Here is an 11,253-nt window from a genome sequence, read left to right as displayed (position 1 = left end):
ACATAGGTATTGAAAAGCACCGCTGCTTCTGGCAGCACACTACTATAGCACTTACGAATTATTTGTTATACTGGCGCGCATATGAGCCGAATTGGCGCGAATACATGAGACAAGGTAAATAAGTATGCAAGCTTGGGTGATCGGTAATTGGAAGCAGAATCCGGCAACTAGCCATGATGTTGATGCGCTGTTAAGTGACCTGCTGACTAAGGTTGATGCTAAAAATCAAGCTAAAATGCCAACCTCTAATAGTCAATGCAAATTGATGGTAGCACCAAGCAGTATTCATTTGGCCGCAGTCAGTGCACGCTTAGCAAATACTCCAATAATCAGCGCCGCTCAAGACGTGAGCGCTCATAGTGCAAGCACAGGCGCTTACACCGGAGACTGCTCAGCACAGCAAGTCGCAGATACAGGAGCTACTTGGACGATACTTGGTCACTCTGAGCGTCGCCAGTATCATAAAGAATCTCATGACTGTCTAATAAATAAAATGTATCATGCGTTTTCTCAAAATCTTGGTGTGGTGTTCTGTATCGGCGAAACGCAAGAACAGTATGATAATGGTCAAACACTTGACGTTATCAATGAACAACTCTCAGTGATCAAAGATTTACTGGCGCAGCAGCCAGATATTACAGCTTCTTTGTCCGAGAGATTGATTATTGCGTACGAGCCTGTCTGGGCGATTGGTACAGGTAAAGTACCGACTGTGACAGAGGTCAGTAAGACTCATCAACATATCAAGCAAACCGTTGCAGGCTTTGCTGACATAGCAGGTGCGATTACCGTACTGTATGGCGGTAGCGTTAATGCTGATAATGCTGATAGCTTTGCTTCTAACTCTATGATTGATGGCGCATTGGTTGGCGGTGCCTCATTGAAAGCAGATAGCTTCTTAGCGATCGCTGATGCTTTTAGTCAAGCGAATGCTTAATCAAATAAATAACGCTCAGATATCAGTATCATAGCTGATAGACAGTATGGTTTTACCAGTTGGTAAAAGTAGGTTTAACAGTACCCTTGCATTCGTGTACAATGCGCCTTATTTATATAATCGATTTGGTATCATGAGATGCTAGTCATTATTTTTATTAACCTTACGTTTTATTTTCCGTTATCAGTCGTCATTACGCGGCAAAAGAGGCCACCATGTTTACGTTTATATTAGCCCTGCATATTATCGTGGCCATTGCCATGATCGGCTTGATTTTGATACAGCATGGTAAAGGGGCAGATGCTGGGGCTTCTTTTGGTGCCGGCTCATCAGGTACTGTATTTGGTGCAGCGGGAACTGCCAACTTTTTGACGCGTGCGACTGCAGTACTAACGGTCATATTCTTTATTACCAGTATGACGCTGGCGGTGCATGCGCGTAAGCAGGCCGAAGACCAGTTTCGTCTAGACGCGCCAGTGTCAGCACCGCAAACGCCGCGTCCATTGACACAAAATCCTGAATAAGTGGCTTTTGAGTAGTCAGTGCTTGCTATTTTGGTAGGTTACATTTACAATGCTTTTCTATTTTCGCAAGTCCTTATCTATTAATGCCTACCTTACGCATTATATATAGTAGATAGGAAGTTAGAAAACAGAGTAGTAAAATGCGATTGTGGTGGAATTGGTAGACACGCCATCTTGAGGGGGTGGTGGCGCAAGCCGTGGGGGTTCAAGTCCCCCCAATCGCACCAAGTTTTATAGACGTAGCATAGCGTCAGGTTGGATTTTTAGTAGTAATCACTTGATTTATAATTATTTTAAATAAAGTGTTGACACTTCTACATTATCTCACTATAATATGCGTTCTAGATTGATGCGGGGTGGAGCAGTCTGGTAGCTCGTCGGGCTCATAACCCGAAGGTCGTTGGTTCAAATCCAGCCCCCGCTACCACTTTTTATACTGATGTTTTGTACACTAAATTTGTCAGTACCGATTAACCCACCATAATGTTTGTGGGTTTTTTTGTATCTGAAGGTCAGTGTTATCGCGGTATCTATCCTACTTATGTTAAGCTCTAGGTCTATAGAGTACGATATTACTCGTCACTGGTCATCATCGGCCGCCACTGGCACGATGCTCCTTAAGCAACACTATCTTTTATTCCTCACGCTTTTATCGATAGTAGTGCTTTATAACTAATAAAAGCATTGTTTGGCTGAGCTTGATGTTTTTTAGGCTCGCCCCTATATAAACGCACAATACCTGTTATATGTTTGTGGTTTACCATTATATAATGACCGTAACTCTTACTATATATAAGTACGAAAAGAGCAAAGCTTTGATACGGTTTACTGAGTACGATAGATAAGCGAATAGGAAAATACAAAGAGATTATGAAGCTTTCGACTAAAGTTGCAGAACTGACTAATATTATTGCCCCTGCTGTGGCCGCTTGCGATGTGTCGCTATGGGGTATAGAATTTGCGCCACAAGGCCGTCGCTCTTTATTGCGTATTTATATTGAGGCATTGCCAGAAGACCAAGCCCAAGATAAGCACGTTACTATCGAAGACTGTGCCGCAGTGAACCATCAAGTAAGCGGTATCCTCGAAGTTCATGATCCTATCGCTGGTGAATATATTTTAGAAGTGTCTTCACCTGGTTTTGACCGTGCATTTTTCTCAGATGAGCAAATGCATGCCTATGTGGGTCAAACAGTAAGCTTACGTTTGATTCAAGCTATCGGCACAGGTGATCAAAAACGTCGTAAAGCAACAGGTACATTAGATAGTATCGATGATAAAGTTTTAAAACTGACGTCAAGCGATGGTGAGCAGTTTGAGATTGCATTAAGTAATATTGATAAAGCCAACTTAGTTTACGAAGATGCCTAACGACATATTATTAGGCAGCTGCTCATAGATCAGCAGTGTCATCTTCAAATAGCTTATGTGGCTTATAGTAACTATATAATAGCAACACCCAAATTATAAAATTTAAGTCAATTAAAAAATGATAGGACAGGTATAGCATGAGTCGTGAAATCTTAACGGTAGTAGAAACTGTCAGTAATGAAAAGGGCTTAAATCCTGAAGACATCTTTGAAGCCATAGAAGACGCTTTGGTGGTATCGACCAAGAAAAAAGTATATACCGAGCAGCCAGAAGTGGCTGTGCGAGTAGCTATTGACCGTGCAACTGGCGATTATGACACTTATCGTTATTGGACCGTGGTTGCAGATGAAGACCATGAAATGCCTGCTTGTCAGCTTGCTATCACAGATCTTGATCAAAAAGAATGGTCAATTGGTGATATCAAAGAAGAGCAAATCGAATCGATTGAATTTGGTCGTATTGCAGCCACTCAAGCAAAGCAGGTCATCATCCAAAAAATCCGTGAAGCTGAGCGTGCACTTGTGGCAGACGCTTTTGAGCCGCGTGTTGGTGAAATGATGTATGGCGAAGTCAAGAAACAGACACGTGATGGCTATATCATCGACTTAGGCGACAATGCTGAAGGCTACTTGTCACGCGATCAAATGTTGCCACGTGAGCAGCTACGTCCAAAATCACGTATCAACGCCATCTTATATCATGTAAACCGTGAAAACCGCGGTGCACAGCTATTGTTATCTCGCACGCATCCTGAAATGCTATCAGCATTGATGCAAAAAGAAGTACCTGAGATTGCAGAACAAATTATCGAAATCCGTAACGTCGCTCGCCTGCCTGGTACTCGTGCTAAAATAGCCGTGAAGACCAACGATCATCGTATCGATCCTGTTGGGGCTTGTATTGGTATGCGTGGCACACGTATCCAAGCAGTACAGCAAGAGCTAGATGGTGAGCGTATCGATGTCGTAGTATGGTCAGATGATCCAGCTCAGTTCATCATCAGCTCTTTAGAACCAGCTGATGTCAGCAGCATCATCTTAGATGAAGACACTCAAACAGCAGATATTATCTTTAGCACCAACGATCAACTGGCACGCGCGATTGGCTCACAAGGCCAAAACGTACGCTTGGCCTCTGAGTTGACTGGCTATAAGCTGAATATGATGCTCGAAGAAGAGTACAAACAGCGTCAAGAAAACGAATCAAAAGCATTTATTGAATTATTTTATGATCGCCTAGAAGTTGATCAAGATCTAGCGCAGGCGCTGGTTGATATTGGTTTTACCAGTATCGAAGAAGTGGCCTATGTGCCAGTCGATACCTTCTATGACATTGAAGGGTTAGACGATGAAGCAATCGACATGATTCAAGAACGTGCTAAAGACGTCGTCATTGCTGATGAGCTGGTCAAACAACAGAACATGAAAGAGCCAAGTCAAGAGCTTCAAGAGCTTGAAGGTATGACAGTCAGCTGGGCCTATAAAATGGCACAAAAAGATATTATTACCGTGGATGATTTAGCAGAACAAGCCGTCTTCGATCTAGAAGATATCGAAGGATTAGACTCCGAAACTGCAGGAAAACTCATCATGAAAGCTCGGGAATCTTGGTTCGATGAATAAGCGGTAACTGCATATCGCTGTCTTTTGGTGATATGCTATTGAGAATAAAGTGCTGGTGTCTACATACTGTAAATACTGGCCTTAACCCAATCATTTGTAGCCAACAACTGAATTGAACATATAGCAAATAATAGACAGTAGGTGATAATAAATGGCAGATAAGACCGTCAAAGAACTGGCAGAAATGGTAGGCAAAACTACAAGTGCTGTAAAGCAGCAATTAGTAGATGCTGGCCTGCCTGCTCGCGCAGAGGATGACCTAGTCACCGAGTTTGAGCAAGAGAAGTTGGTGACGTATTTAAAACAAAGTCATGGTCAAAACGAAAAGCGTCGTATTAGTCTCAAATCTAAGACAACGAGTACCGCTCGTGTGACTGGCTCTTCGGGTAAATCTAAGAGCGTTAATGTTGAAGTACGCAAAAAGAAAGTATTTGAGAAGCCGGATCCAAAGAAAATAGCTGAAGAATTAGCCGCGCGAGAGCAGGCTCTCATTGAATCTCAAGAGCGTGCTGCTAAAGAAGCAGAAGAACGTGCTGCGACCAAGAAAAAAGCAGAAGAGCGCCAAGCAGCAACTTTAGCTGCAATGCGTGCAAGCTTAGGCTCTAGCAAAAAATCAGACGACAAAAACGATGATATTTCCACCTCAGTTGTCGTTAAAAAAGGCGGTAAAGCGAGCAAAGCCACCGTTGAAGTCAAGCCTAAAGAGCAGCCGAAGAAAAAGGTTACTGCTACTAAACCTAAAGTTGAGACAGCTGCTGAGCGTAAAGCTCGCGAAACTCGTGAGAAAGAAGAAGCGCGTCTACGTGAAATCGAATTAGAAACTCGCCGTACTCAAGCAGAAGAAGCGCAAAAGCGTACGCTTGAGCAAATGCGTAAAATGGCTGGTAAATATACCGATCGTGAGCCTGTTGCCGAAGTGCGTAAAGATGAACCATTGGCTGAAGGCCTGGTCGGTGATGCATTAGAAGAGTCATTTGAAAAAGAACGTCGCGAAATCAAACGCGGTGCAAACAGCACGGGTGCTCGTGGTCGTCGTCGTAAGAATCAAGATGAGCGTGAAATCAAAAACCGTAAAAACGGTTTGCGTTCAACACAAGCATCACAACATAAGTTTGAAAAACCTGTCGAAAAAATCGTCTATGATGTTGAGATTAGTGAGCACATCACTGTTGCAGATCTTGCACAGCGTATGGCAGTCAAGGCTCGTGAAGTCATTAAATTATTGATGAAAATGGGTGAAATCGCTCGCGAATCAGATACCATCGATCAAGCGACAGCAAGTCTGATCGTTGAAGAGATGGGTCACAACCCTGTCCTTGTCAGTGATACCAAGGTCGAAGACGATCTACAAGATGCCGTTGATGAGCGCAGCAGTAACGTGCAAACCCGTCCACCTGTCGTCACTATCATGGGTCACGTTGACCATGGTAAGACCTCATTGCTTGATAAGATTCGCGAGACCAAAGTAGCGACTGGCGAAGCAGGTGGTATTACTCAGCATATCGGTGCTTATCACGTAGAAACCGATCGTGGTGTTATCACTTTCCTTGATACTCCAGGTCACGCGGCGTTTAGCGCAATGCGCTCACGCGGTGCTCAGGCAACTGATATTGTTGTACTTGTCGTCGCAGCTGATGATGGCATGATGCCACAAACGGCAGAAGCGATTGATCATGCACGTGCTGCTGGTACGCCAATCATTGTTGCTATTAATAAAATGGATAAGCCAAGTGCTGATCCTGACCGTGTTCTCAATGAATTGACTACCAAAGAAGTCGTCACAGAAGAATGGGGTGGCGACACACCAATGGCACGTATTTCAGCCAAGACAGGCGAAGGTATCGACGACTTACTAGAGTTTATTAGCTTGCAAGCTGAGTTAATGGAGTTAGAGGCGCCACTAGACGGTGCTGCACAAGGTGTGGTTATTGAATCAAGACTCGAAAAAGGTCGTGGCCCTGTGGTTAGTGTTCTAGTTAAGAAAGGCACGTTGAAACAAGGCGACTTGGTTCTAGCTGGTGAGCACTATGGTAAAGTACGTGCACTAACTGACGAGAATGGTCAACGTGTTAAATCAGCTGGCCCTTCTATTCCTGTAGAGATTTTAGGTCTGCCTGAAACACCTGCGGCTGGTAGTGAATTCTTAGTAGTAACGGACGAGAAAAAAGCGCGCGAAGTTGCGGCCTTTAGAACTAACCGTGAGCGTGAGCGCCAACTTGAGCGTCAAAATGCCATGCGTTTAGAAAGCATGTTCGATCAGATGGGTCAAGGCGATGTGTCATTCTTGAACATTGTATTGAAGACAGACGTACGTGGTTCACTTGAAGCACTACTAGCTGCCCTAAATGAATTGTCTACTGATGAAGTAAAAGTCAGAGTTATCAGTTCAGGTGTTGGTCCTATCTCTGAGTCTGACGTAACACTTGCAGAATCTAGCGAAGCGGTATTGTTAGGCTTTAACGTCCGTGCAGATGCCACCGCACGCCGTAAAGCAGATACAGCTAACATGGATATTCGTTACTATAGTGTCATCTATGGTTTGATTGATGATGTGAAATCTGCAATGAGTGGTATGCTTGCTCCTGAACATCGTGAGAAAATCTTGGGTGTTGCAGAAGTTCGTGAAGTATTCCGCTCTAGTAAGTTTGGTGCGGCTGCTGGTTGTATGGTGGTTGAAGGTACAATCTATCGCAACAAACCTATCCGCGTATTGCGTGATGACCAAGTCATCTTTACTGGTCAATTGCAATCATTACGTCGTTATAAAGAAGACGTCAATGAAGTACGTACTGGTATGGAATGTGGTCTGGCCGTTCGTGGCTATGATGTCGAAGCTGGCGATAAGATCGAAGTCTTTGAAATTCAAGAGTTCGCCCGTACTATCTAAAGCCGCTGTTCGATAACAGAGTATGTAGCAATGCAATATGCCAAATGTGCTGAGCATGCTAGATACTCTGTCGATATTCAGCTGTACTTAGGCCTATCAGGTACACCCTGCTAGGCCTTTTTTAGCAAATATCATTACTACATTTTTTAGCAAACAGTTCTATATATTAATAACAATAGACCCATTAAAGTAAGGTAACAACATGAACCAACGTTTACAACGCTTATCCGATCAGATCCAGCGTGAGCTTGCTGTTCTTATTCGTGATGAAGTCAATGATCCTCGTCTGACAGGTTTTGTCACAATCTCCAGTGTCAAAGTGAGCCCAGATTTAGGCTATGCAGATATCTATGTCACTATCATGGAGCCTGAGCTCAATGATGCCATGACTAAGACCAATCACGTAGAAAGCGTCAAAGTACTGAATAAAGCAGCAGGGTTTTTGCGTACTGAGCTGAGCCATAGCCTAAAAACACGTACTACGCCGCGCCTACGCTTTCACTATGATGAAGTGACTGCTCGTGGTAACTACATGATGGACTTGATTAATAAAGCCGTCAACAAAACTGAGCAAAACGAGAATGACGAGTAAGTTATTATTATGTCTATAACGTCTAAGCAACCTGATAAAAAAGCCAGCAAAGCACCTGAAAAAATAAAAGTTTCAGGGGTTATCTTGGTGGACAAACCCAAAGGTATGACTTCACAGCAAGTTGTGTCGAAAGTGAAGTATTTGTTTAAGTCACCGATACACGATAGCAAAAAGGCTGGTCATACTGGTACGCTTGATCCGATGGCAACTGGTTTATTGCCGATTTGCCTAGGCGAAGCGACCAAGTTTAGTCATTATCAACTGGATGCTGACAAGTCTTATCAAGCAACGATTTTGCTTGGTAGTCAAACCGATACGGGTGATGCAGACGGTCAAGTGGTGGCACAATCATCTATTCCAACATTTGATGATGTTTCATTGGCTACTATCGCACAGCAATTTCTGGGCCCTCAGCAGCAGATACCACCGATGTATTCAGCATTAAAAAAAGATGGCAAAAAACTGTATGAGTATGCCCGCGCTGGTATTGAAATTGATAGGCCACCGAGAGATATCATTATTAAGGCGATTGAGCTGCATGCGATTGATGATATACAGATTTGTTTGACAGTCACTTGTACCAAAGGGACTTACGTACGCGTATTAGCAGAGGATATTGCAAAAAAGCTAGGAACGCTTGGACATTTAACGGCATTGCGTCGCACGCAAGTCGGTAATTTTAGTATTGATGATTCTATTGCACTATCGGCTTTAGAAGACAAAGACTTAGATAGCCGACACTCTCAGTTATTGCCTGTCGATGCGTGTATTGATATCGATGCTGAGTTGGTACTGACCGAAGAACAGTGCGCGCGCGTACATATGGGACAGCGCTTAAACGTATCCGATAGCTTGATAGGTAAGCTTAGAGATTATGTTGCAAGCAATGCTGCTCATCAAATATCCCATGCCAGTGAAGCAGAAACCAATATTGCTGGTTCTGATATCGGTACTGAAGACAGCATGGACATCTCGCAGCCTTTACAGCACGAGTTAGCTGTTGATATACGCTTGCTAAATGAGCAAGGAGCATTTCTTGGATTGGGCGCCATTAGCCTCAATGGACGCTTACAGCCCAAAAAGCTTATCCAACGTTGAGGCTGTATTAATAAATGCTGATCAGTAGGCAACGGTTTTTGTCTGCTTTACTAATGGTTTACACTAATCACATACCGTCACATTTTATTGCAGGTTTCGCCTATGGTGAAACCTGTTTTTTTTATACAGTGTATATACCAGTTAAGGACAGCTGCATAAAATGAAAATGGACGACAATAATAACCAAAAAATAGAATTATAACCAAGGACATTTTCTAATAAGTATAAAACCAGTCAAGGGAAGACTATTAACGATGTATAACATTAATGAATGATAAAAATATTAAAACAAATGAATTAATACAAACTCAATGCTAAATACAAAAGGAAATATTATGAAAACGATCGCTTTTTTACTACACAATAACTTCGAGCAAGCAGAATATGAAGATGTGAATAACCAGCTAAAAAACAAAGGTTATAAGACGCTACTGATCACTACGAACGATGCTAAAGAAGTCCAAGCCATGCAGCAGGATGTAAATAAAGGTGATACCTTTACTGCTGATATCTTCGTAAAAGATGCAAATGTTTCCGATTATGATGCATTGGTATTGCCAGGTGGTACAGTGAACGCTGATACTATTCGTGGTAACAAAGACGCTCATAAGGTTATCAATGCCATTAACGACGCAGGTAAACCATTAGCTGTGATTTGTCATGCACCTTGGGCACTTATCAACACGGGCATTGCTAAAGGCAAAACACTAACCGCCTATCATACGCTGCAAACCGATCTAGAAAATGCTGGTGCGACGTACGTCGATAAGACTGTACAAGTCGATGGCAATTTAATTACTTCACGTAATCCAGATGATATCAGTAATTTTGTCGATGCTATCGACAAAGCATTGTCTTAAATTTTGCTTTATTTATTGAAAGATGAAAAATTAAAAATTCTCAACTATTTATAATTACAATTAAAGATATAATTACAATTAAGGAAAATATTATGTCTAACTCTAACCCAAATGATACTGAACTTGAGCAACAACGTGCTGAATCGGCAACGGCCGCTCTTAAGAGTCAAACTGAAGACAACCATACTGAAAACAGCGAAGCAGCAGCAGACCGCATTGCTAGTAATGTAAAAGATGCTAAAGAAGACAAATAGTATCTTTGTGTGTCATTCAGCCTAGAATGGTACAGCTGCATTTGGCTTTAGCTTAGTAGCAATAATTATTTTAGTATTGGTAACTGTAAAATAGATATTTTGAAAAATAATAATGTAGGAGCTAACATGAGTAACTCAACAGATAATATGGATGCGCAAGAAAAAAAAATTCAGCAATTATCAGAAGACATTGATCCTGGTGAGGATGCTACTCCTGATAGTTTGGCAGAAGCCACCACAGCGTCACCACTTGACGATGACGAGCTAGGTGGCAATGCAACACAAGATGATATTAACAAATAAGCAAACATTGTCATCTGTTGATAAACTGTCCTCCCATTAAGGCCAGATCTAAATTTACAAGTTTTATGAAAAACTGCTGATAGTTCAGCAGTTTTTTGTTATAATTGCCCTCACATTTAAATCAGGTTTTGAATAATGTATGTTAGTTAGATCCACACCTTAACTAGGTGTTGACGTTGATAAATATAATGCATACGTTCAAACGTGTTAAATGGTCGTTATCTTTAACTGAATTTGTCGTACACTAGGTCAACTCTAGTAATGCAGGGTTGTCCTGAATGGCGCGCAAGTTATTTTATTTACTATTCTACTGCTTTTAATCTGACTCAAATTGTAGTCCGTTTTTAAAGTTTTTAGCATTGCCGGAGATATTTATGCTAACTAATACCGATCGTGAACAAATCATCGCTCAATACCAACGTGGCGAAAACGACACTGGCTCCCCAGAAGTTCAAGTAGCTTTGTTGAGCGCTCGTATCAACGATTTGCAGAATCATTTCAAAGAACATAAAGCTGACCATCATAGCCGTCGCGGTCTTATCCGTATGGTTAACACGCGTCGCAAATTGCTTGATTACCTAAAAGGTAAAGATCTTGGTCGCTACACCACTCTTATCAGTCAGTTAGGTCTACGTCGCTAATCTAACGACAATAATACGAGTGGGTGGTAAAACAAAGGACGCCATTATATGGCAGAATCTTAAAATTTTTGCTAACCGCTTGGAACTTGTTTGTTGTTATCGATAAAATAGATTTTTCTAAAAACGGTGTGGAATAGTTTCACGCCGTTTTTTTATGCTTATTC

At 42.1% G+C, this 11,253-nt stretch carries 11 protein-coding genes and 2 tRNA genes; all 13 read left to right on the top strand.

The window, feature by feature from the left end:
* The first annotated feature begins 124 nt into the window (after positions 1–124).
* The 13 genes from tpiA to rpsO all read left to right on the top strand — a co-directional run bounded on the left by tpiA (position 125) and on the right by rpsO (position 11,089).
* The gene (gene tpiA / locus PSBA01_RS05750) at positions 125–937 is read left to right on the top strand and encodes a triose-phosphate isomerase (RefSeq protein WP_093069701.1); all 813 of its coding nucleotides are present in this window, start codon (positions 125–127) and stop codon (positions 935–937) included.
* Between the two features lie 215 nt (positions 938–1,152).
* Positions 1,153–1,461 carry a preprotein translocase subunit SecG gene (gene secG / locus PSBA01_RS05745; RefSeq protein WP_021814138.1) on the top strand — a complete coding sequence of 103 codons (309 nt, stop codon included), beginning with the start codon at positions 1,153–1,155 and terminating at the stop codon, positions 1,459–1,461.
* A 142-nt stretch (positions 1,462–1,603) separates the two neighbouring features.
* Positions 1,604–1,688: transfer RNA gene (locus PSBA01_RS05740), tRNA-Leu, on the top strand.
* A 123-nt stretch (positions 1,689–1,811) separates the two neighbouring features.
* Positions 1,812–1,888: transfer RNA gene (locus PSBA01_RS05735), tRNA-Met, on the top strand.
* Between the two features lie 443 nt (positions 1,889–2,331).
* Entirely contained in the window at positions 2,332–2,832 is a 501-nt protein-coding gene (rimP, locus tag PSBA01_RS05730) for a ribosome maturation factor RimP (protein ID WP_093069703.1), read from the top strand.
* Positions 2,833–2,969: 137 nt separating this feature from the next.
* Positions 2,970–4,454, top strand: a complete 1,485-nt coding sequence (gene nusA / locus PSBA01_RS05725; protein ID WP_186475309.1) for a transcription termination factor NusA — start codon at positions 2,970–2,972, stop codon at positions 4,452–4,454.
* Between the two features lie 151 nt (positions 4,455–4,605).
* On the top strand, positions 4,606–7,341 hold the full coding sequence (gene infB, locus PSBA01_RS05720) for a translation initiation factor IF-2 (protein WP_093069708.1): 2,736 nt from the start codon (positions 4,606–4,608) through the stop codon (positions 7,339–7,341).
* 202 nt (positions 7,342–7,543) lie between these two features.
* Positions 7,544–7,933, top strand: coding sequence for a ribosome-binding factor A (locus PSBA01_RS05715; RefSeq protein WP_093069711.1), 390 nt, complete (start codon positions 7,544–7,546; stop codon positions 7,931–7,933).
* Positions 7,934–7,942: 9 nt separating this feature from the next.
* Positions 7,943–9,031 (top strand): tRNA pseudouridine(55) synthase TruB, encoded by a 1,089-nt coding sequence (gene truB / locus PSBA01_RS05710; RefSeq protein WP_071002601.1) that lies wholly within the window; start codon positions 7,943–7,945, stop codon positions 9,029–9,031.
* Between the two features lie 335 nt (positions 9,032–9,366).
* Complete coding sequence (locus tag PSBA01_RS05705) at positions 9,367–9,891, top strand: type 1 glutamine amidotransferase domain-containing protein (RefSeq protein WP_071002600.1); 525 nt, start codon at positions 9,367–9,369, stop codon at positions 9,889–9,891.
* 92 nt (positions 9,892–9,983) lie between these two features.
* Complete coding sequence (locus PSBA01_RS05700) at positions 9,984–10,145, top strand: hypothetical protein (RefSeq protein ID WP_156770984.1); 162 nt, start codon at positions 9,984–9,986, stop codon at positions 10,143–10,145.
* A 126-nt stretch (positions 10,146–10,271) separates the two neighbouring features.
* On the top strand, positions 10,272–10,448 hold the full coding sequence (locus tag PSBA01_RS05695) for a hypothetical protein (RefSeq protein ID WP_167669387.1): 177 nt from the start codon (positions 10,272–10,274) through the stop codon (positions 10,446–10,448).
* A gap of 374 nt (positions 10,449–10,822) precedes the next feature.
* A complete protein-coding gene (rpsO, locus tag PSBA01_RS05690; RefSeq protein WP_058023603.1) occupies positions 10,823–11,089 on the top strand; it encodes a 30S ribosomal protein S15 in 267 nt (88 codons plus the stop codon).
* Positions 11,090–11,253 lie beyond the last annotated feature (164 nt).

Source organism: Psychrobacter sp. KCTC 72983, from assembly GCF_014280455.1.
Classification (GTDB): domain Bacteria; phylum Pseudomonadota; class Gammaproteobacteria; order Pseudomonadales; family Moraxellaceae; genus Psychrobacter; species Psychrobacter pacificensis.
This window is presented reverse-complemented; position numbering and strand designations above follow the sequence as displayed.

Bases quoted from the DNA above. Each gene is read 5' to 3' on its own strand.
- tpiA (WP_093069701.1), top strand. From the start codon at position 125: ATGCAAGCTTGGGTGATCGGTAATTGGAAGCAGAATCCGGCAACTAGC.
- secG (WP_021814138.1), top strand. From the start codon at position 1,153: ATGTTTACGTTTATATTAGCCCTGCATATTATCGTGGCCATTGCCATG.
- rimP (WP_093069703.1), top strand. From the start codon at position 2,332: ATGAAGCTTTCGACTAAAGTTGCAGAACTGACTAATATTATTGCCCCT.
- nusA (WP_186475309.1), top strand. From the start codon at position 2,970: ATGAGTCGTGAAATCTTAACGGTAGTAGAAACTGTCAGTAATGAAAAG.
- infB (WP_093069708.1), top strand. From the start codon at position 4,606: ATGGCAGATAAGACCGTCAAAGAACTGGCAGAAATGGTAGGCAAAACT.
- PSBA01_RS05715 (WP_093069711.1), top strand. From the start codon at position 7,544: ATGAACCAACGTTTACAACGCTTATCCGATCAGATCCAGCGTGAGCTT.
- truB (WP_071002601.1), top strand. From the start codon at position 7,943: ATGTCTATAACGTCTAAGCAACCTGATAAAAAAGCCAGCAAAGCACCT.
- PSBA01_RS05705 (WP_071002600.1), top strand. From the start codon at position 9,367: ATGAAAACGATCGCTTTTTTACTACACAATAACTTCGAGCAAGCAGAA.
- PSBA01_RS05700 (WP_156770984.1), top strand. From the start codon at position 9,984: ATGTCTAACTCTAACCCAAATGATACTGAACTTGAGCAACAACGTGCT.
- PSBA01_RS05695 (WP_167669387.1), top strand. From the start codon at position 10,272: ATGAGTAACTCAACAGATAATATGGATGCGCAAGAAAAAAAAATTCAG.
- rpsO (WP_058023603.1), top strand. From the start codon at position 10,823: ATGCTAACTAATACCGATCGTGAACAAATCATCGCTCAATACCAACGT.